21 protein-coding genes are annotated in these 18,935 nt (G+C 64.9%); 16 read left to right on the top strand and 5 right to left on the bottom strand.

Annotated elements, in window-relative coordinates; all coding sequences use genetic code 11:
- Nucleotides 1-68: 68 nt before the first annotated feature.
- The gene (locus RUH64_RS16095; protein WP_396276075.1) at nt 69-491 is read left to right on the top strand and encodes a DNA-binding protein; all 423 of its coding nucleotides are present in this window, start codon (nt 69-71) and stop codon (nt 489-491) included.
- Here RUH64_RS16095 and RUH64_RS16090 read toward each other — a convergent pair.
- Both RUH64_RS16090 and RUH64_RS16085 read right to left on the bottom strand, forming a co-directional pair.
- On the bottom strand, nt 488-1,114 hold the full coding sequence (locus RUH64_RS16090) for a hypothetical protein (RefSeq protein WP_313814753.1): 627 nt from the start codon (nt 1,112-1,114) through the stop codon (nt 488-490). The genes RUH64_RS16095 and RUH64_RS16090 overlap by 4 nt on opposite strands.
- A 37-nt stretch (nt 1,115-1,151) precedes the next feature.
- A complete protein-coding gene (locus tag RUH64_RS16085; protein WP_313814752.1) occupies nt 1,152-1,784 on the bottom strand; it encodes a hypothetical protein in 633 nt (210 codons plus the stop codon).
- Between the two features lie 61 nt (nt 1,785-1,845).
- Between RUH64_RS16085 and RUH64_RS16080 the strand changes: the two genes are divergently transcribed.
- Complete coding sequence (locus RUH64_RS16080; protein ID WP_313814751.1) at nt 1,846-3,243, top strand: PLP-dependent aminotransferase family protein; 1,398 nt, start codon at nt 1,846-1,848, stop codon at nt 3,241-3,243.
- Here RUH64_RS16080 and RUH64_RS16075 read toward each other — a convergent pair.
- Nucleotides 3,240-3,845, bottom strand: a complete 606-nt coding sequence (locus tag RUH64_RS16075; RefSeq protein WP_313814750.1) for a pyroglutamyl-peptidase I — start codon at nt 3,843-3,845, stop codon at nt 3,240-3,242. The genes RUH64_RS16080 and RUH64_RS16075 overlap by 4 nt on opposite strands.
- 46 nt (nt 3,846-3,891) lie before the next feature.
- Between RUH64_RS16075 and RUH64_RS16070 the strand changes: the two genes are divergently transcribed.
- Nucleotides 3,892-5,091, top strand: coding sequence for a DNA recombination protein RmuC (locus RUH64_RS16070; RefSeq protein ID WP_313814748.1), 1,200 nt, complete (start codon nt 3,892-3,894; stop codon nt 5,089-5,091).
- A 50-nt stretch (nt 5,092-5,141) separates the two neighbouring features.
- On the opposite strand, the gene RUH64_RS16065 is transcribed toward RUH64_RS16070, so the two are convergent.
- A complete protein-coding gene (locus RUH64_RS16065; protein ID WP_013347472.1) occupies nt 5,142-5,621 on the bottom strand; it encodes an inorganic diphosphatase in 480 nt (159 codons plus the stop codon).
- Between the two features lie 98 nt (nt 5,622-5,719).
- Between RUH64_RS16065 and dacB the strand changes: the two genes are divergently transcribed.
- From dacB to panC, 13 genes are all read left to right on the top strand, one after another.
- Nucleotides 5,720-7,084, top strand: a complete 1,365-nt coding sequence (gene dacB / locus RUH64_RS16060) for a D-alanyl-D-alanine carboxypeptidase/D-alanyl-D-alanine-endopeptidase (RefSeq protein WP_313814746.1) — start codon at nt 5,720-5,722, stop codon at nt 7,082-7,084.
- A gap of 12 nt (nt 7,085-7,096) precedes the next feature.
- The gene (locus tag RUH64_RS16055; protein WP_313814744.1) at nt 7,097-8,020 is read left to right on the top strand and encodes a zinc-dependent metalloprotease; all 924 of its coding nucleotides are present in this window, start codon (nt 7,097-7,099) and stop codon (nt 8,018-8,020) included.
- On the top strand, nt 8,017-8,952 hold the full coding sequence (tilS, locus tag RUH64_RS16050; RefSeq protein WP_313814743.1) for a tRNA lysidine(34) synthetase TilS: 936 nt from the start codon (nt 8,017-8,019) through the stop codon (nt 8,950-8,952). Before RUH64_RS16055 ends, tilS begins: the two co-directional genes overlap by 4 nt.
- A 49-nt stretch (nt 8,953-9,001) precedes the next feature.
- On the top strand, nt 9,002-9,553 hold the full coding sequence (hpt, locus tag RUH64_RS16045; RefSeq protein WP_313814742.1) for a hypoxanthine phosphoribosyltransferase: 552 nt from the start codon (nt 9,002-9,004) through the stop codon (nt 9,551-9,553).
- A gap of 107 nt (nt 9,554-9,660) precedes the next feature.
- Nucleotides 9,661-11,586, top strand: coding sequence for an ATP-dependent zinc metalloprotease FtsH (gene ftsH, locus RUH64_RS16040; protein ID WP_313814741.1), 1,926 nt, complete (start codon nt 9,661-9,663; stop codon nt 11,584-11,586).
- 10 nt (nt 11,587-11,596) lie between these two features.
- A complete protein-coding gene (gene folE, locus RUH64_RS16035; protein WP_313814740.1) occupies nt 11,597-12,175 on the top strand; it encodes a GTP cyclohydrolase I FolE in 579 nt (192 codons plus the stop codon).
- 2 nt (nt 12,176-12,177) lie between these two features.
- Nucleotides 12,178-13,080 carry a dihydropteroate synthase gene (gene folP / locus RUH64_RS16030; protein WP_396276074.1) on the top strand — a complete coding sequence of 301 codons (903 nt, stop codon included), beginning with the start codon at nt 12,178-12,180 and terminating at the stop codon, nt 13,078-13,080.
- Nucleotides 13,067-13,900, top strand: coding sequence for a 2-amino-4-hydroxy-6-hydroxymethyldihydropteridine diphosphokinase (gene folK / locus RUH64_RS16025; RefSeq protein WP_313814739.1), 834 nt, complete (start codon nt 13,067-13,069; stop codon nt 13,898-13,900). The genes folP and folK overlap by 14 nt, the downstream gene beginning before the upstream one ends.
- The gene (locus RUH64_RS16020) at nt 13,897-14,358 is read left to right on the top strand and encodes a DUF3180 domain-containing protein (RefSeq protein WP_313814738.1); all 462 of its coding nucleotides are present in this window, start codon (nt 13,897-13,899) and stop codon (nt 14,356-14,358) included. Before folK ends, RUH64_RS16020 begins: the two co-directional genes overlap by 4 nt.
- Nucleotides 14,327-14,824 carry a PH domain-containing protein gene (locus tag RUH64_RS16015; RefSeq protein WP_313814735.1) on the top strand — a complete coding sequence of 166 codons (498 nt, stop codon included), beginning with the start codon at nt 14,327-14,329 and terminating at the stop codon, nt 14,822-14,824. The genes RUH64_RS16020 and RUH64_RS16015 overlap by 32 nt, the downstream gene beginning before the upstream one ends.
- Complete coding sequence (locus RUH64_RS16010) at nt 14,821-16,134, top strand: PH domain-containing protein (protein ID WP_313814733.1); 1,314 nt, start codon at nt 14,821-14,823, stop codon at nt 16,132-16,134. The genes RUH64_RS16015 and RUH64_RS16010 overlap by 4 nt, the downstream gene beginning before the upstream one ends.
- Nucleotides 16,135-16,136: 2 nt before the next feature.
- Nucleotides 16,137-17,003 (top strand): DUF2520 domain-containing protein, encoded by an 867-nt coding sequence (locus RUH64_RS16005; RefSeq protein WP_313814731.1) that lies wholly within the window; start codon nt 16,137-16,139, stop codon nt 17,001-17,003.
- Between the two features lie 5 nt (nt 17,004-17,008).
- On the top strand, nt 17,009-17,875 hold the full coding sequence (gene panC, locus RUH64_RS16000; RefSeq protein WP_313814730.1) for a pantoate--beta-alanine ligase: 867 nt from the start codon (nt 17,009-17,011) through the stop codon (nt 17,873-17,875).
- On the opposite strand, the gene RUH64_RS15995 is transcribed toward panC, so the two are convergent.
- Nucleotides 17,876-18,832 carry a nitronate monooxygenase gene (locus RUH64_RS15995; RefSeq protein ID WP_313814728.1) on the bottom strand — a complete coding sequence of 319 codons (957 nt, stop codon included), beginning with the start codon at nt 18,830-18,832 and terminating at the stop codon, nt 17,876-17,878.
- Between the last annotated feature and the right edge of the window lie 103 nt (nt 18,833-18,935).

The following is an 18,935-nucleotide window of genomic DNA, read 5'->3' as shown; positions in this document are numbered from 1 at the left end:
CGAGTGTTTGCAATAGCAAATATAGTCGATGGATTTGCAATTGCAAACAGTCGTGCAAAAATATTTCTATGGACGACATCCTTGCGCAGCAGCGCGCCATGTATGGCTCTACCCTGGCCGAACGCTTTGGTGCGATGATGGACCACTACGGCCTGTCGCAGCGCTCACTTGCAACCGTGCTGGGGCTCAGTGCGCCCATGCTTTCCCAGCTCATCAGCGGGCGGCGCATCAAGATCGGCAACCCGGCGGTGTACGGGCGGCTGCTCATGCTCGAGGGCAGGGTGCATGAGAACGACATCCAGCTGGTGCTGCAGCAGGTCGGCGACGCGGACCCCGCCACGGCAACGCACTCGGTGTCCGATTCCCGTGCGGCGGCCGTCGATTACCTCAGGCAGCTGGCAGATGCGCGGCAGCTGCGGGCCCTGGGATTGCAAGCAGGTGAAACTGCCCCTGCCATTGCTGCGTTATTCTTCGAGGCGGCGGGAGACTAGGGCAGCCTAACGACCGTGTAGCGGAAGAACAGCTGGGTCGCCGGGCCGACCAGCAGCGCAAAAGCCACAGTTCCGAGACCCACCGGGCCGCCCAGCAGCCAGCCGACCCCCAGCACCACCACCTCGATGCCGGTGCGCACCAGGCGCAGCGACGCCCCGGTGCGCAGGTGCAGGCCGGTCATCAACCCGTCGCGCGGGCCCGCCCCCAGGTGTGTGCCGATGTACATCGCACCGCCTAGGGCGTTGATCGTAATGGCTGCCAGCATCAGGAACAGCTGCCACCCTAGGTGGTGGATTTCGGGCAGCGCCCAGAGGAAGAAATCAAGGGTCGCCCCGGTGTAGATTGCATTGCTGATGGTGCCCAATCCGGGCCACTGCTTCAGCGGGATCCACGCCAGCAGCACCAGCAGGCCCAGGATTGAGGCGATGGTGCCGATGGACAGCGGCAGGTAGCGCGAGAGCCCGAGGTGCAGGACGTCCCACGGCCCCACCCCCAGTCCTGCCCGGATCAGCAGCGCCATGCCCAGAGAGAACAGTGTCAACCCGATCATCAGGTTCACCGGGCGCAGCGGAAGGCGCCCGGCGGTAAGCTGTTCGCGCGGCGTCAGGTTGGGCAGGAGCATAACTACGATCATGCTGGATCAGCCGGCGGGGTGCATTTTATGACGCCGGAAGCTTGATAATGCTCCAGCGGAAGAACAGCTGGGTGGCAGGTCCGATCAGCAGCGCGTAGGCCACGGTGCCCACCCCCACCGGACCGCCCATAAGCCAGCCGATGCCGAGTACCGAAAGCTCCAGCAGGGTGCGCACCAGGCGGATCGATGCCCCGGTGCGCAGGTGTAGGCCGGTCATCAGCCCGTCGCGCGGACCTGCGCCGAAGTGGCTGCCGATGTACATGGCCCCGCCCAGGCCGTTGATCATGATCGCGACCGCGAACACGAGGATCTGCCAGCTGAGGCCCTGGACCTCGGGGAGCACCCAGAGGAAGAAGTCCAGCGCCATGCCCAGATACAGCGCGTTGGCGATGGTCCCGAGTCCTGGCCACTGCTTGAGCGGGATCCATGCCAGCAGAACCAGTGCCGCGGTGAGAATCACGATGACGCCCAGCGAGAACGGCAGGTAGTTGGCCAGGCCCAGATGGAAGACGTCCCATGGGTCCACGCCGAGCTGAGCGCGGATGATCAGCGCCATGGCCAGGGCATAGAGGGTGAGGCCGATGAACAGGTTCAGCAGGCGCAGCGGCACGCGTCCGGAGCTCAGCTGCTGGCGCGGGGTGAGGTTCGTGATCGTCATGATTAAGATCCTCGGGTAGATTGGTCTTGAAAAAAATAGCCAATTTTGATGGAGTGGCCCTATGGGACGCATCACTGCCTCCGCGCTGGCGGCAATGCTCGGCGAGGTCGACCCCCGGCAGCCCGCCTACCGCTGGCTGTTCACGACCCTGCGCTCGCTGATCGCCAATGGGCGCATCCTGCACGGGACCGCACTGCCCAGCGAACGCGACGCCGTCGCCGCACTGAACCTGAGCCGCACCACGATCTCCCGCGCCTACACCCAGCTGCGCGAGGCCGGCTATGCCGTCTCCCGGCAGGGCTCGGGGACCATCGCACAGATTCCGGGTGGGCCGATGACCGGCGGGGCCGAACCGCTGCCGCTGGGTGGCTTCGGCCCGGTGCGCGGCAGCACGGTTATCGATCTGACCTGTGCCGCGCCCAATGCCCCGGCGGGAATGATGGACCAGTACGCCCAGGCGGTGGCAGAACTTCCCGCCTATGCCGGAACCATGGGCTACTACCCGCTGGGCATCGAAGCGCTGCGCCAGGCGCTCGCCGACTACTACACCCAGCGCGGCCTGCCCACCGGGGCGGACCAGATCATCGTCACCACCGGAGCGCTGCCGGGCGTGGCCGCCGCGGGGCGCGCGGTGCTGGGCCGCGGCCAGGTGGTGCTGGCGGAAACTCCCACCTACCCGAACTCGCTGCTGGCGCTCAAGGCGCACGGGGCCAGGGCGGTGGGCGTGCCCATCGACTCCCGGGGGTCGAACATTTCCCAGATGGCGCAGATGCTGCATTCCACCGGGGCCAAGGCAATGCTCTGCCTGCCCGATTTTCACAACCCGGTGGGTACGCTCTTGGACGACGCCGGACGCAAGGCGTGGGCGCAGGAGCTGGACAAGGCAGGCGCCGTGGGAATCGTCGATGAAACCTGCGTGGACCTCTGGCTCGATGCGCGTCCGCAGGTGCTGCCGATGGCGGCGTATTCGAAGAACCTGATCACCGTGGGCAGCGCCAGCAAATCCCACTGGGGCGGGCTGCGTTTGGGCTGGATCCGCACACCGCGCCACCTTGCCGGCGCCATGGCTAGGGCGCGGATGAGCATGGACCTGGGGGTGCCGGTGCTGGAGCAGCTGGTGCTGAAAAACCTGTTGAACTCAGGTGCTGCACTGAGCGATGAAACTCGCGCTCAGCTGCGCGGCAACCGCGACTGGATGCTCGGGCAGCTGGCCGAATACCTGCCTGACTGGGCGCCGAACAGACCTGCCGGCGGGCTGAGCCTGTGGTGCCATCTGCCGGCGCCGCGCTCTACCGCGTTGGCGGCCAGGCTGAAGTCTGTCCTCCTGGCCCCGGGCTCCACCTTCGCCGTGGACGGGCACGGGCTGGAGCACTATGTGCGCCTTCCCTATGCGCAGGACCGGGCAGAGCTGGAAAAGGCCATGCCCGCGATCATCCAGGCCTGGAAGCAGGTGGCCTAGAAGCCTGCCAAGACCAGCTGGAGGGCCTCGGCGAGACGTTCGAATGTCCAGGTGCTCGCCGTGGTTGAACCGTCGGTTTCGGCGCCGACGAGGGCTCGTTGTCCTTCGGGCCGCACCGCCGGGACATGGATGAACAGCGCCGGGACGCTGCCGCCGTAGGCGATGAATGCCACATCGTTGCAGACGAACTTTCCCGCGTCCTGTGAGAGCCGGGCGTTGAAACCTTCGCGGATCAAGCTCTGGACCACGCTGGCTGGATCGATAGTGGCAGGCCGTGCCTCGGGGGCGGAGGGGTCGATGGGCGTGTTGCGGGGCTGGGCGCCCTCGTTGTCCGGGATGCGGGCGTCGTCGATGTTCACACCCCGAACTTCCGGGGTGATGGCATCGCGGCCGCCGGCCTCGCCCAGACAGATCAGGGCATCGGGCTGGTGTGCGGCCACCAGCTGTTCAAGCGCAGGACCGGAGGTGGTGAAGGCGACCGGCAGGATGGCGGTGCTGATCCGGTGTGGGCCGATGGAAGCGGGCAGCCGGTGGACCATTTCGCCGCTGGCATTGATCGTGTCGCTGCCGAAGGGCTCGAAGCCGGTCACCAGAATATGCATGTGCCCATTATGCCCAATTGTCGGTTGCCACCCGTACGTTGAGGCCATGATAATCGCAGTGTTTGTACTGGTGATCCTTAATATTCTCGCAACGGTATGTATTGCGCTGCTGCTGGTTAAGCGCACCGGAGCCGTTGATGACACGGTGATCAAGGAAGCGGTGCGGGCGACCCACTCGGAGTTGCGCCAGGATCTCGGGGCGCAGCGCGTGGAACTGCGCCAAACTCTTGCCGAGGTCCGTGCCGAGCTTGATGCCAAACTTGGATCAATGGCGGAAGCGAACGCCCGACGCCATCTGCAATTGCAGACCTTGATGCAGGAACAGATGGACAAGCTGCGTGCCGGCAACGAAGCCAAGCTGGATCAAATGCGTGAAACCGTGGATGAGAAGCTGCAGGGGACGCTGGAAAAGCGTTTGGGTGAAAGCTTCGAACTGGTGAGCAAGAGGCTTGAAATGGTGCAGCAGGGGCTGGGCGAAATGCAGTCGCTGGCCCAGGATGTCGGAGGACTTAAACGGGTGCTGACCAATGTGAAGAGCCGCGGCACCTGGGGCGAAGTTCAGCTTGAACGCCAGCTCGAAGACATCCTCACCAAGGAGCAATACGCGCAGAATGTCAGCATTGTTCCGGGCAGCAGAGAACTGGTTGAATTCGCTGTGATCCTGCCGGGGCGCGAGGAAGGCACCGTCTACCTGCCGATCGACTCTAAGCTTCCGCAGGAAGACTACGAACGCCTGCTCGATGCGCAGGAATCAGGTGACACTGCGGCGCTGGAACAGGCGAACAGGGCGCTGGATCGGGCGATTATCGAACAGGCCAAGCTAATCTCCACCAAATACATCGCCCCGCCGCACAGCACCGACTTCGCCATCATGTACCTGCCTACTGAGGGGCTGTTCGCCGAGGTGGTCCGCCGGCCCGGACTTACCAGCAGGCTGCAGAGCGAACACCGGGTGTTGGTCACCGGGCCAACCACCTTGATGAGCCTGCTCAACTCGCTGCAGATGGGATTCAGGACGCTGGCCATTGAAAAGCGCAGCAGCGAGGTGTGGCAGGTGCTGGCGGCGGCGAAGGCGGAGTTCAGGAAGTACGGGGATGTGTGGGACAAGCTGGGCAAACAGCTGTCCGCCGCGCAGAACACGGTGCAGGCGGCGGGAACCCGCACCCGCGCCGTGGAGCGTACCCTGCGCGATGTGCAGTCGCTGAATGTTGAAACGGTGCTGCCGGAAATCCTGCCTGAAATCTAGGGTTTAAAAACCGATGGCGGCAACCGTGCGGTTGCCGCCATCAAAAGTATTTAGGCCTTGAAGCGCTCGATGGAGCGAGCCAGCTCGGCTTCTGCAGCCTCGCGGCCTTCCCAGCCCTCGGCCTTGACCCACTTGCCGGGCTCCAGGTCCTTGTAGCGGGTGAAGAAGTGCTCGATCTCCTTGATCAGCCACTCGTCGATGTCCTCGAGCTCCTTGATGTGGTCAAAGCGCTTGTCGGCAGGGACGCACAGCAGCTTGGCATCTCCACCGCCGTCGTCGGTCATGTTGAACACGCCGATGGGGCGGGCCTCAACCACAACGCCTGGGATCAGGTCGACGCCTGGGATGTACACCATGGCGTCCAGCGGATCGCCGTCCTCGCCCAGGGTGTCGTCGAAGTAGCCGTAGTGGGTCGGGTACTGCATCGAGGTGAACAGCACACGGTCCAGGCGCAGGCGGTGGGTCTCGTGGTCGATCTCGTACTTGACGCGGGATCCGGTAGGGATCTCGATGGTCACGTCGTGGCTCATGAAAAGCACACTCCTAAACTAGTCTTAGGGATATCCGGTATTAAGGGTATAACGCCAAAGGCGCCGCCGAAGAGCATCTGCGAGAGGACCAGCTACATATGAACATTGCCACCAGACGAACCGTCACGATTCTGGCGGCCGTTCTCTGCGTGGTGGGCATGGTGCTGGCAATGGTTTTTGCCCCGCGCTTCTTCACCGGAGAACCCGAGGCCTCCTACACGCCTGCCAGCGCTCAGCTGGCCGCCGATGTGCAGCCGAGCGTCAACGATCTGAACCCCGATGCTCCCATGCCGGACCCTGCAATCTTCGCGACTCAGCTCGACGCAATCCTCGCGGACAAGCCGGATGGCACGAAGTTCAACGCCCAGGTGGTGGACGTGGAAACCGGACAGGTGCTCTACGACCGAAACTCCACCGCCAACGGCACCCCTGCTTCCAGCCTGAAGCTTGCCACCGCATTCGCTGCGTTGGATACGCTCGGCGCCGATACCCAGCTGCCGACCACCGTGCTGCTTGACGGCGACACCTTGGTCCTGCGCGGCGGCGGAGATGTGCTGCTGGGCGACGGCGAGTCGGATCCGGGGCACCCCAAGGGCTACGCCGGCATCGAAACGCTCGCCCAGCAGACCGCCAAGGAGTTGAAGAAGCGCGGCGTCACCTCGGTCAAGCTGTGGCTGGATGACTCGCTGTTCGGCCAGGCGCAGAACAACCCCGACTGGGACAAGTCGCTGTACACCACGAACAACATCGCCCCGGTGTATCCGATCGCCCGCTATGCGGGCCGCTCCTCGGAAAATCCAAAGGCAGGCTACCAATCTGATGCCGCCCAGAGCGCACGCCAGGCCTTTGCGGCGGCCCTGGGCCAAGAGATCCAAGTCAGCGAGGGCGGGCGCGGCGCCTACGAGGGCGGCGAACAGGTAGCCCAGGTCAACTCGGCACCGCTGCGCGAAGTCATCAAGTACATGCTGCTGGTATCGGATAACTACCTTGCAGAAACCATGGGCCGGCACGTGGCGGTGGCCAAGGGCATGGATCCGGCGCAGGCGGGGGCCGCCGTGGCGTCGGTTGCGGCGGAACACGGTGCCCAGGGCGTCGCGCTGTCCGACACCAGCGGGTTGGCCGCGGTGAACAAGATTTCCCCCGCCGCGCTGACCTCCATCCTGCGCTCGGCGGCCACCAGCGACAAGGCAGGCCTGCGTGAACTGGTCTACTCGCTGCCGGTAGCCGGCTACAACGGCACCCTCATGCAGCGCCTGGGCGGAGATCAGACCCTTGGCATGGTCCGCGCCAAAACCGGATCGCTGTCCGGGGTGGCCACCCTGACGGGCATGACGATGACCCAGGACGGGCGCCTGCTGGCGTTCTCCATTTTCGCCAATCAGCCCAACGGCAGCCTCGCACCGCATAAACCCACCATTGACCAGGCAGTCACCGCGATCCGCGGCTGCGGCTGCCGGGGATAACCAGGAGCACCTATGAAGCAGTTCGTCGACTGGGACATTGCACTGAGCACCGCCAAAACCCTGACCCCTGCCGGCCCGGCGATCTCGGGCGACAAGGCGGCGCGGATCGTTGAAGAGCTGCGCATCGCCGGCGGGCAAGGCCTGGTGGAAGCGGAGAAGGTCTCGAAGCTGACATCCACGGCGCCTTCCACCACGCTGGTGGTCGACCGCGGCGGCTGGGCCAAGGCGGTCAGCCAGAACTTCCAGGCGATGCTGCCCACGGGCATCGAGGTCCCCGGGGCGGTCCCGGTGATCGCCGGGGCGGAGCTCGGCGCGGTGCTTGCGGTGCTCGGCACCCGGGTGCTGGGCCAGTTCGACCCGTTCGTCGGCCCGCGGCTGCTGCTGAACGCTCCGACCATCACGCAGATCCGCAATGAACTGAACCTGAACGCCCGCGATTTCTACCTGTGGATCGCCACCCATGAGCAGACCCACCGCCTGCAGTTCGAGCATGCTGCCTGGATCCCCGGGGTTATGCAGCAGATCCTCGGAACGCTCTTCGAGCCGCTGGCCGATTCGAAGAACTCGAAGCTTGAACTCGGCACACGCCTGAAGGCGATGAAGTCGGAGGTCAGCGAGCTGACAAGCATCATGTCGGTGCTTGAGGGGCATGCCATGGTGGTGATGAACGACGTGAGGTCGATCGGCAGCATCAAGACCATCCGCCGCCGTTTCGAGGCCCGCGGGGAAAATCGATCGCTGCTCGCAACGCTGCTGGGCAAGCTGCTGGGCATGGAAGCCAAGGCGCTGCAGTACAAGCGCGGAGCCAAGTTCGTGCGGCATGTGGTCGACGAGATCGGCTACGAGGGATTCAACGAAATCTTCACCGCGCGCGAGCTGTTCCCCAGTTCAGAAGAGCTGGACCATCCGGAGCGTTGGCTGGCGCGCACCCGATGAGCCAGGCACTGCACCGGGCCCGCGCGGGCATCGGCCGCAGTGCGGGGCTGAGCCTCGTGGCGGTCTCCGGCGGAGCCGATTCATTGGCGTTGGCCATCGCCGCCGGCACGCTGCCCGGAGAATTCGGCGCGGTGATCGTCGACCATCAGCTGCAGGAGGGCAGCGCCCAGGCGGCGGAAGCGGCGGCGGGGCAGTGTCGGGCGCTGGGGCTCGATCCGGTGCTGGTGCTGAGCGTAGAAACCGGCGCCGACGAGGCCTCGGCGCGTGCCGCCCGCTATGGCGCATTCGAGCAGGCGGCCGCAGAAACCGGCGCGGTGCGGATCCTGCTGGCCCACACGCGCGACGATCAGGCGGAACAGGTGCTGCTCGGGCTGCTGCGCGGTTCGGGGACCAGATCCTTGGCGGGCATGCCGAAGGTGCGCGGGATGTACCAGCGCCCGCTGCTGGAGCTGACGCGGCAGGACACGGAGGAGATCTGCCGCAGGGCAGGGGTTGAGTACTGGGAGGATCCCAGCAATCTGGACACCGGCTACCGCCGCAACCTCATCCGGCATCGGGTGCTGCCCTTCCTACGCGAAGAACTGGGTGAACACCTGCCGCAGGCGCTGGCACGCACCGCAGGCCTCGCGGCCGCGGATGCCGATGCGCTGGATGGGTGGGCGCAGCGCGAATGGCAGGAACACGGCACCAATATCAAGGCGCTGCGCCGGCTGCCGGGTGCCGTCGCTTCCCGGGTGCTGCGCCTGGCGGCGGTTAACGCTGGCGCAAAAAATGTGGGCCTTGAGCGAACAGCGGCGCTGTGCCGGCTTGCGGGAATCGGCGCACCCCCGTCCAAATCTGCCGGTCCTGTGCAGTTGGACGGGAAAATCAGCGCCTACCGCGCCGCTCCGGTGATAGTTTTCACCACAACCGGGATAACGCGCACCGATTAAATGTGGCACTCTAGGTAAGTACCACACCTCTAGAATCAGGAGAACCCTCGTGGATTCCAATGCCGTCAAGGCCGATCTGGCACACGTTCTGTACACCAAGGAAGAAATCCAGGCGCGCGTGGAGGACCTTGCGGCGCAGATCGACAAGGATTACGAGGGTCGCGACATCCTCGTCGTCGGTGTACTCAAGGGCGCAGTGATGATCATGGCCGACCTGGTGCGTGCCCTGAACTCGCACGTCACCATGGACTGGATGGCAGTGTCTTCCTACGGCTCGGGAACCCAGTCTTCCGGCGTGGTACGCATCCTCAAGGACCTTGATTCGGACCTGATGGGCAAGCACGTTTTGATCGTGGAAGACATCATCGACTCCGGCCTGACCCTGTCGTGGTTGAAGTCGAACCTTGAGTCGCGTGGACCGGCCAGCGTTGAAATCTGTGCGCTGCTGCGCAAGCCGGAGGCCTCCAAGGTTGAGATCGATGTCAAGTACATCGGAATGGACATCCCCAACGAGTTCGTCGTCGGCTATGGTCTTGACTTTGCGGAGAAGTACCGCAATCTCGACTGCGTGGGCACCCTGGCTCCACATATCTACCAGTAGGGAACTTTTTGCGCCTCATAGGCGTTGAGAAGAATCGAAGGTGGCGTGCCCCGGACGCCATGACAGCGGGTGAGGGAGATGCGTAGGGTGCGGGACCTAGCGGATCAATGAAAACAAAGAAGCTTTTTAACAGCTGGATCATCTGGGTAATGGTCGGCGTGCTCGCTGTTGCCATTTTCCTGCCGATGGCAATGGGCAACAGCTCCTCGCGGGTCGACACGTCCACCGGCCTGGAGCAGCTATCCAACGGCAACGTGACCCAGGCGAAGATCTACGACAAGGATCAGCGCGTCGATCTGACGCTGCGCAAAGCACTGAAGGTCGACGGCGCCGATAAGGGCACCAACGTCAGCTTCTACTACTCCTCGGCTCGTGCCGTGCAGGTAGTCGACGCGATCAACGACGCCAAGGTGGAGAAGTTCACCGACCAGCCGGTGCAGAGCAACTGGCTGCTGTCGATGCTCGGACTGATCCTTCCCTTCCTGCTGATTGCAGGCATCTTCTGGTTCATCCTCGCCCGATCCCAGGGCGGCGGCTCCAAGGTCATGCAGTTTGGCAAGTCCAAGGCGAAGCTGATCACCAAGGACATGCCGCAGGTGACCTTCGCCGACGTGGCGGGCGCCGACGAGGCAGTGGAAGAACTGCACGAAATCAAGGAATTCCTGCAGGAGCCTGCAAAGTTCCAGGCCCTGGGCGCAAAGATCCCCAAGGGTGTGCTGCTCTACGGCCCTCCGGGCACCGGCAAGACCCTGCTCGCCAAGGCCGTGGCCGGCGAGGCGCAGGTGCCGTTCTACTCGATTTCGGGTTCCGACTTCGTTGAAATGTTCGTCGGTGTGGGCGCCTCGCGCGTTCGCGACCTGTTCGAGCAGGCAAAGAACAACTCCCCTGCCATCATCTTCGTCGACGAAATCGACGCCGTGGGCCGCCATCGCGGCGCGGGCATCGGCGGCGGCAATGACGAGCGCGAGCAGACCCTGAACCAGCTGCTGGTGGAGATGGACGGCTTTGACGCCACCACCAACGTCATCCTGATCGCCGCGACCAACCGTCCGGACGTGCTGGATCCGGCGCTGCTGCGTCCTGGCCGCTTTGACCGGCAGATTCCTGTGGAGGCCCCCGACCTGAAGGGCCGCGAGGACATCCTGAAGGTGCACGTCAAGGGCAAGCCGATGGACCAGTCGGTGGACCTGCACGCGGTGGCCAAGAAGACCCCGGGCTATACCGGTGCAGACCTGGCCAACGTGCTGAACGAGGCCGCCCTGCTGACCGCGCGCTCGAACGCCAACCTGATCGACGACCGCGCCCTGGACGAGGCCATCGACCGCGTGATGGCGGGCCCGCAGAAGCGCACCCGCCTGATGGACGAGCACGAGCGCAAGGTCACCGCCTACCACGAGGGCGGCCACGCCCTGGTGGCCGCGGCCATGAACCAGACCGCGCCGGTCACCAAGATTACGATCCTGCCGCGCGGCCGCGCCCTGGGCTACACCATGGTGGTGCCGGAGTCCGACAAGTACTCGGTGACCCGCAACGAGCTGCTTGACCAGATGGCCTACGCCATGGGCGGGCGCGTCGCGGAGGAGATCGTCTTCCACGACCCGTCCACCGGCGCCAGCAACGACATCGAGAAGGCCACCGCCACGGCCCGCAAGATGGTCACCGAATACGGCATGAGCGAAAAGGTCGGCGCCGTGCGCCTGGCCGGCTCCGCCGCGGAACAGCAGATGGGCGGTGCCTCCCGCGAGTACTCGGATGAGATGGCACACCTGGTCGACGAAGAGGTGCGCCAGCTGATCGAGGGCGCCCACAACGACGCCTACTGGGCGCTGACCACCAACCGCCACGTGCTGGACCGTTTGGCCCTGGCCCTGCTGGAGCGCGAGACGCTGAACCAGAAGGAGATCGCGGAGATCTTCACCGACCTGGTGAAGATCGACAAGCGCGAGGTCTGGCTGTCCAACAACCAGCGTCCGGTGCACGAGCAAGGCCCGGTGTTAAGCCCGAAGGAGCGCGCGGCGCAGTCGACCGACTAGGATCGAATGCGTGAGTGAAGAAAATCAGATCGACCAGCCGCGCATTGCGGCGGCCGTGCGCGAAATCCTGTTGGCCATCGGCGAAGACCCAGACCGCGATGGGCTCTTGGACACCCCTAAACGGGTAGCCAAGGCCTATGCGGAGTTCTTCGGCGGCCTGCACCAGGACGCGGAGGAGCACCTGTCCACCACCTTCGACATCGAGCATGACGAAATGGTGCTGGTCAAAGACATCCCGTTCTATTCGACCTGCGAGCACCACCTGGTGCCCTTCTACGGAACCGCCCACATCGGCTACATTCCGGGCAAGGGCGGCAAGGTCACCGGCCTGTCGAAGCTGGCGCGCCTGGTGGAGGTCTTCGCCCGCCGCCCGCAGGTCCAGGAACGCCTGACCACGCAGATCGTCGACGCACTGGTGGAGCACCTGAACCCCTCCGGCGCGATCGTCGTCATCGAATGCGAGCACATGTGCATGTCGATGCGCGGCGTGCGCAAGCCCGGCGCGAAGACCGTGACCAGCGCCGTGCGCGGCCAGCTGCGCGAGACCGCCACCCGTGCCGAAGCAATGAGCCTGATCCTCGGAAGGTAATTATGTCCCTTGGAGCCATCCCGGGCACCGGCCCGGCCACCAGCCCGCTGAGCGTGATCCGCAAGATCAAGCCGAAGACCTTCGCGGACCTGCCCGCGGACCGCACCCTTGTCATGGGCATCTTGAACGTCACCGAGGATTCGTTCTCCGACGGCGGCAAGTTCCTCGACTCGGGCGCCGCCATCGAGCAGGGCCTGAAGCTGCTGTATGCCGGAGCGGACATCATCGATGTGGGCGGAGAATCCACCCGCCCGGGAGCCGCGGACATCGACCCCAAGATCGAACAGGCGCGCATCATCCCCGTCATTGAATCGCTGGTGAAGGCCGGCGCGGTGATCTCCGTGGACACGATGCACGTGGACACCGCGCGCGCCGCCATCGCCGCCGGGGCGCACATCATCAACGACGTCTCCGGGCTGACCCATGAGGAGGGCATGCCCGAGCTGATCGCGCACACCGGCGTGCCCTATGTGCTGATGCACCGCCGCGGCACCGCCTCCACCATGGTCACCGAGGCCAAATACGACGACGTCGTCGCCGAGGTGGTGGCCGAACTGCGCGAACTGCGCGACAAGTTCGTGGCGGCGGGTGTGGCCCCGGAGCAGATCATCTTGGACCCGGGACTCGGCTTCGCCAAGGACGCCGAGCACAACTGGGCGCTGCTGGCGCACCTGGAGAAGTTCGAAGCCCTGGGCCACAAGGTGCTGGTGGGCACCAGCCGCAAGCGCTTCTTGGGAGAGCTGCTCGCCGAGGCGGGCAAGCCGCGCGAACCGCTGGGCCGCGACGTGGCCACCGCCGCCACCACCGTGCTGGCAGCACGGGAGCAGGCCTGGGCCGTGCGCGTGCACGACGTGCAGGGGTCGCGCGACGCACTGGAAGTTGTGAGGGCCTATGGATCGCATTAGCATCTACGGGATTTCAGCCACCGGCTACCACGGGGTCTTCGAGCATGAAAAGCGCGACGGCCAAACCTTCATCATCGACGTGGTGCTGCATGTGGACATCTCCCGCGCGGCGGCCAGCGACAACGTGCTGGACACCGTGCACTACGGCGAGGTCAGCGAGCTGGTCGTCGAGCAGATCACCGCGGGCCCCTGGGATTTGATCGAGAAGCTCGGCAGCGAGATCGCCGAGGCCATCTTGGCCGGCTACCCGTCGGTGGCCACCGTGGACGTGGTGGTGCACAAGCCGCAGGCGCCGATCCCGGTGCCATTCACCGACGTCACCATCTCCTTGACCCGGCATCAAAAGCAGCACACCGCGGTGATCGCGCTGGGAGCCAACCTGGGCAACCCGCAGGCAACCCTTGCCGCCGCCGTGGCTGAGCTGGGCCGCGAGGTTCAAGTCCTCAAGGTCTCCCCGCTGGCCATTACCAAGCCGGTGGGCGGCCCGCCGGACCAGCCCGACTACACCAACCAGGTGGTTGAGGTGCGCACCGCACTGGGCCCGCACCAGCTGCTCGACCTCTGCCAGAAGATCGAGGCGGCCCACCACCGCACCCGCGAGGTGCGCTGGGAAGCGCGCACCCTCGATCTCGACCTGATCACCTACGACCACCTGGTTCTCGAGGATGAACGCCTGACGCTGCCGCATCCGCGCGCAGCGATTCGAGGATTCGTGCTGGCCCCGTGGAGCTGGATGGACCCGGATGCCGTGCTGAACGGGCAACTGGTCTCCCGCCTCGCCGCCGACGCCGCAGACACCGCAGACATCATCCGGCTATGAGCAAGCTCAAGGCCACCTCGCTGCTGTGGTGCCTCCTGGCGGGATCGGCCGCCAGCTGGCTGCTGCTGCGCCTCTTCGAATCCACCGGCAGGCTGTCCCCGGTGCTCGACTACACCGCACTGTATTCACTGGGTGCTGTGTGCGCCGTGGTGCTCTTCCTGGGGATCCGGGTCAAACTCTCCACCCTGGGCAAGGGCCACTTTGAACCCATCGCCGCGGCCCGCACCCTGGTGCTGGCCCAGGCGGCGGCCTATGCGGGGGCGGCGATCGCCGGCTGGCATCTGGCTCCGCTGCTGATCCTGTGGACCGCCACCGGATTTTCGCCCACGGTGACCCGTGCGCTGGTGCTGTTCGGGGCAGGGCTTGCCATGGTGGCTATCGGGTATATTGTTCAGCATCTGTGCAAACTACCCCCAGAGGACACCGATGACAGCACCAACTCCGTGGTCACCGAGTAACTTCACCGGCGCAGATCCTGCGTACCTGAGGGTGCGGATGATCCGCTGGTCCATCACCTCGGCGGTCTTCCTGCTGATCGCGCTGCTTCCGGCGGTGCTGTTGGGACTCGGCGTGGCACTGCCGGCATGGCTGGCGGTGCTTGTGCCGTTGCTGGTCATCGTGATCGCCCTGTGGCTGCTGCGCATCCTGCGCCGCCAGGTCAAGGCGCTGGGCTACCTTGAACGCGAGGCGGACCTCGTCGTGAAGTCCGGGGTGATGTGGCGCAAGCAGCTGGTCATTCCCTACGGACGCATGCAGTACGTCGAGGTCAGCTCGGGCCCGCTGGAACGCCGCTATGGGCTGTGCCAGCTGACCCTGAACACCGCCGGATCCACGGCCACCGCCCACGTCTACGGCCTGCCTCAGGTGCAGGGCGAGGAACTGCGCGAACGGCTGGTCGCGGCCGGCGAGGAGCAGATGCAGTGAACGAGAACTGGCAACGGGTGCATCCGGCCAGCCCGTTTGTGCGCGGCTGGCTGGCCATCGTCGGTCTGCTGTTCATCTACTGGCGCAACACCGAGGAGTGGACCTGGGCCGAGCGCGTGAGCGGCCCGAGGCTCTTCTGGACGGTGCTCGGCGCCGGCGCGGCGCTGATCGTCATCCTCATCGTCTACTTCTTCTCCTGGTACTTCACCCGCTACCGGCTGACCGACACACATGTGTACGTGAATTCCGGGGTGGTGTTCCGCAGCCAAAAGCAGGCGCGGCTGGACAAGGTGCAGGCCATCGACATCGCCCAGCCGCTGGGCGCCCGCATCCTCGGGCTGGCGGAACTGCGCTTCGACGTGGCCGACGGCTCCGAATCGGTGCTGCGGCTGGCCTTCCTGCGCAAGGCTCAAGCCCATCAGCTGCGCGCCCGGATCCTCGGCCTGGAGCCGTCCCGCCCCGAAGAACCGGTACCGGTCATCGAAGAACAGCCCCTGATGGCACGGGTTCCACTGCCGCGGCTACTGGCCTCACTGATCCTGCAACTGCCGATCCTCGTGGGCCTGCTGCTGGTCATTTCGCTGACGGTTTCTTGGCTGCTCGGCGCGGACGGCGTGCTGGCGGCGCTGATTCCCATGGCGCTTGGCCTCGGAGGCTGGATCTACAAGGAGATCAACCAGGGCTGGAATTTCACCGCAGCGGCCCAGGACGCCGGGGTGCGGATCAGCTACGGCCTAGCCGACACCCGCCAGCATTCGGTGCCCGCCGGCAGGGTGCAGGCGATCATGATCACCGCACCGCTGTTCTGGAGGATGCTCGGCTGGTACCGGGTGGAAGTGAATGTGCTGGGCACCAAATCCGAGCAGGACGACAACCTGCAGGTGCTGCCGGTCGGCGACTTTGAAGAGGTCGCCCGGCTGATGGGCATCCTGCTGCCGGAGCTCGGCGTCGAGAACCAGCGCGAGGTGCTGCGCACCGCGGTGAGCAGCGGAACCGCGCACGGCTTTATCGGCTCCCCTTCTCGGGCCAAGCCGCTGAGCCCCGGGGCATGGAAACACCAGGGGTTCCTTGCCACCGGCACCACGGTGATCTCCCGCTACGGCTGGCTGACCCGTCAGGCAAGTTTCGTGCCGCACCACCGGGTGCAGGGCATGGGATGGCAGCAGGGGCCGTGGGAACGCCGCCGCAGGCTGGCGGGAGTTCGGCTGTACTGCGCCGGAGGCAATATCATGGGCTACCTGCATCAGATCGATCAGGATACTGCCAAAGAGTTTATGCAGGCGCAGGCCAAGCGCCTAGTTGAAAGGTAAGAGTGGACGCACCACGATTGGGAATCGGGATCATTTCGGCCGGCAAGGTGGGCACCGTGCTCGGTGCGGCACTTGCGGCCAGCGGCCACCGCATCACCGGCATCCACGCGGTATCCCAGGATTCCAGGGACCGCGCAGATGCCCTGCTCCCCGGGGTTGAGATTCTGGATCCGGCCGAAATTCTGCGCCGCAGCGAACTGGTGCTCTTCGCCGTGCCCGACGACGTGCTGGGCGAACTCGTGGCGGGATTGGCCGCCGGCGGGCATTTTGTTCCGGGCCAGCTGGTGGCCCACACCGCCGGGCGCTATGGCACCGGGATCCTGCAGCCCGCGGTCGACGTCGGCGTCTTCCCCCTGGCCATCCACCCCGCCATGACGTTCACCGGCCTGAGCCTTGATTTGCAGCGGCTGACCGACTGCGTATTTGCGGTCACCGCCGACGAGGTCATGCTACCGGTGGCCCAGGCGCTGGTAGTGGAGATGCGCGGGGAGCCGGTGGTCATTGCGGAGCAGGACCGGGTCAGCTACCACGCGGCCCTGGCCCATGCCGCCAACCACCTGAACACCATCACCGCGCAGTCGGCGGATATGCTGCGCCGCATCGGGGTGCAAGAACCTGCAAATACCCTGCGCGCGCTGATGAGCGCGAGCCTGGACAACGCGCTGCGCTCCGGGGCCGGGGCGCTGACCGGGCCGGTGGCCCGCGGGGACGTGGGAACCGTTCGTGCACACCTAGGCGCGCTGCGGGCAGACCCCGAGGAAACCAACGACAGCTATCGCAGCCTGTCCCGGGCCACAGCCCTCCGCGCAGCCGCCCGCGGGCTCATTTCGCAGTCCACGCTGACCGAACTGCTGCAAGTTCTAGAATAAGAAGCGTGAAAACACCCAAGATCGTCACCACCCGCGCAGAACTCAAAGAGGCCATCGCCCAGGCCAGGCCAAGCTCCCTCGGCTTCGTCCCCACCATGGGAGCGCTGCACCACGGGCACGCCTCCCTGTTCAAGCTGGCGCGCGAAGAAAACGAGCTGGTAGTCATCTCGGTATTCGTCAACGAACTGCAGTTCAACGACGCCGTCGACTACGCGAACTACCCGAGGACCCTCGACGCCGACGTGCAGATTGCCGCCGCCGCGGGGGTGGACATTGTGTTCGCCCCGGCCGCCGAAGAGATCTACCACGCGGGACTGCCGCTGGTCCGGCTGAACTCCGGGGTGCTCGGCGAACTGTACGAGGGAGCCTCGCGTCCGGGTCACTTCGACGGGATGCTGGCGGTGGTGGCCAAGCTGCTGCATCTGGCCGATCCACGCCGAGGTGTTTACCGCGCCTACTTTGGTCAGAAGGATGCCCAGCAGCTGATGCTGATCCGACGCATGGTCGAAGATCTCGACTACCCGGTGCAGCTGCGGGCGGTGCCGATTGTCCGCAGCGAGCGGGGCCTTGCCCTGTCGAGCCGCAACTCGCTGCTCAATGAGGCAGAGCTGGAGGCAGCGCTGGTGCTGCACCGTGCCATCAGCCTGATCGCCGGCCGGGCGGCCCGCAACGAACCGTTGAACCTGGATGACGCCTACGGCTTGTTCCAGATGGAACCATTGGTCGAGCTCGATTACTTCGTGGTCGTCAACCCCGATACCCTGCAGGAACTTGCGTTCAACTGCCAGGACACCCCGTTTACCGGCGAGGGTCTAATCCTTGTCGCCGCCAAGGTCGGCCCAGTACGGCTGATCGACAACCAGCCGATCTGATCATTCGAAGCGCCGCGCGGTCTGCGCTAGTATCTGGCGGAAGCCCCGCAGCTCCTCAATCACCGCGGCGGCGCTTTGTTCTTCGTTGACAAATTCAACTGCCTGACCCGCGTAGACCGGAGCCAGTGAAACATCAGCCTCGCTGCGCGCTTGCTTCATCTGTTCACGCAGTGCATCGGTGGCCAAAAGCGATTCAAGATCTGCGGCGTAGCGGTCGCTGAAGTCATTCGACAGTGCGCGGCCGCCGTACTGCGGTTCCCACGGCAGCTGTTGGGCGATGTCGAAGGCCCGGGTGTATACGGTGTCGTCGATCCCGGAGGCAAGCACCGCCGCCTTGAGATTCGCGTGGCCAGTTGCTTCGCTGGCCGCCAGGAATCTGGTTCCGACCCACGCCGCATCGGCTCCTCCGGCAAGCACTGCGGCGATGCCATGGGCAGTGCCGATGCCTCCAGCGGCAATGACAGGCTTGTGGTGCTGCGCGCAGGCGAGCTGAAGGAGTGGGAGGGTGGCCACTTCATTGCGGCCATGTCCGCCGCCTTCCCCGCCGCGCGCGATGATGATGTCGATGTCATCTGCCATGGCGCGATCGAGGTCGGCTGCGTTGCCAATCTGCATGGCGGTCAACACCCCGGCTTCATGAGCCAGCGCGGCCGCACGGGTCACGTCGCCAAAGCTGATGGCAACTAATGACGGGTCGTATTCAAGGAAGGCCTCAAGTGGTTCAAGGTTCTCTTCCAACGCCCAGCCCATGAATCCGACGCCCCATGGAGTATCTAGGTTCGCAACATAGCGAGCCTGAGCGTGGATCCAGTCTTCTGTAGGGGTAGCGGGAACACCGATCATTCCGACGCCGCCTGCCTGGCTGACAGCTGCAGCCAGCGCACCACCCGCAGCTCCTGCCATTGATGCATTGAAAATTGGTTCACGGTATCCAAGGAGTCTCTGCAGGTCGCTCATAGGCCCAGACTAGAACACCGATATGAATGTGACCTAGAACGCGCTCCCTCGATTTGCAAGGTCCCGTCAACCCCTGTATAGTTTTTATCTGTTGCCGGAACGG

The organism is Glutamicibacter sp. (assembly GCF_032154645.1).
Classification (GTDB): Bacteria; Actinomycetota; Actinomycetes; order Actinomycetales; family Micrococcaceae; genus Glutamicibacter.
Note: the sequence above shows the minus strand (reverse complement) of the source record. Positions and strands in the feature narration are given on the sequence as shown.

Excerpts from the sequence above, each read along its gene's own strand:
- RUH64_RS16095 (WP_396276075.1), top strand. The coding sequence starts at position 69 with ATGGACGACATCCTTGCGCAGCAGCGCGCCATGTATGGCTCTACCCTG.
- RUH64_RS16090 (WP_313814753.1), bottom strand. The coding sequence starts at position 1,114 with ATGCTCCTGCCCAACCTGACGCCGCGCGAACAGCTTACCGCCGGGCGC.
- RUH64_RS16085 (WP_313814752.1), bottom strand. The coding sequence starts at position 1,784 with ATGACGATCACGAACCTCACCCCGCGCCAGCAGCTGAGCTCCGGACGC.
- RUH64_RS16080 (WP_313814751.1), top strand. The coding sequence starts at position 1,846 with ATGGGACGCATCACTGCCTCCGCGCTGGCGGCAATGCTCGGCGAGGTC.
- RUH64_RS16075 (WP_313814750.1), bottom strand. The coding sequence starts at position 3,845 with ATGCATATTCTGGTGACCGGCTTCGAGCCCTTCGGCAGCGACACGATC.
- RUH64_RS16070 (WP_313814748.1), top strand. The coding sequence starts at position 3,892 with ATGATAATCGCAGTGTTTGTACTGGTGATCCTTAATATTCTCGCAACG.
- RUH64_RS16065 (WP_013347472.1), bottom strand. The coding sequence starts at position 5,621 with ATGAGCCACGACGTGACCATCGAGATCCCTACCGGATCCCGCGTCAAG.
- dacB (WP_313814746.1), top strand. The coding sequence starts at position 5,720 with ATGAACATTGCCACCAGACGAACCGTCACGATTCTGGCGGCCGTTCTC.
- RUH64_RS16055 (WP_313814744.1), top strand. The coding sequence starts at position 7,097 with ATGAAGCAGTTCGTCGACTGGGACATTGCACTGAGCACCGCCAAAACC.
- tilS (WP_313814743.1), top strand. The coding sequence starts at position 8,017 with ATGAGCCAGGCACTGCACCGGGCCCGCGCGGGCATCGGCCGCAGTGCG.
- ftsH (WP_313814741.1), top strand. The coding sequence starts at position 9,661 with ATGAAAACAAAGAAGCTTTTTAACAGCTGGATCATCTGGGTAATGGTC.
- folP (WP_396276074.1), top strand. The coding sequence starts at position 12,178 with ATGTCCCTTGGAGCCATCCCGGGCACCGGCCCGGCCACCAGCCCGCTG.
- folK (WP_313814739.1), top strand. The coding sequence starts at position 13,067 with ATGGATCGCATTAGCATCTACGGGATTTCAGCCACCGGCTACCACGGG.
- RUH64_RS16020 (WP_313814738.1), top strand. The coding sequence starts at position 13,897 with ATGAGCAAGCTCAAGGCCACCTCGCTGCTGTGGTGCCTCCTGGCGGGA.
- RUH64_RS16015 (WP_313814735.1), top strand. The coding sequence starts at position 14,327 with ATGACAGCACCAACTCCGTGGTCACCGAGTAACTTCACCGGCGCAGAT.
- RUH64_RS15995 (WP_313814728.1), bottom strand. The coding sequence starts at position 18,832 with ATGAGCGACCTGCAGAGACTCCTTGGATACCGTGAACCAATTTTCAAT.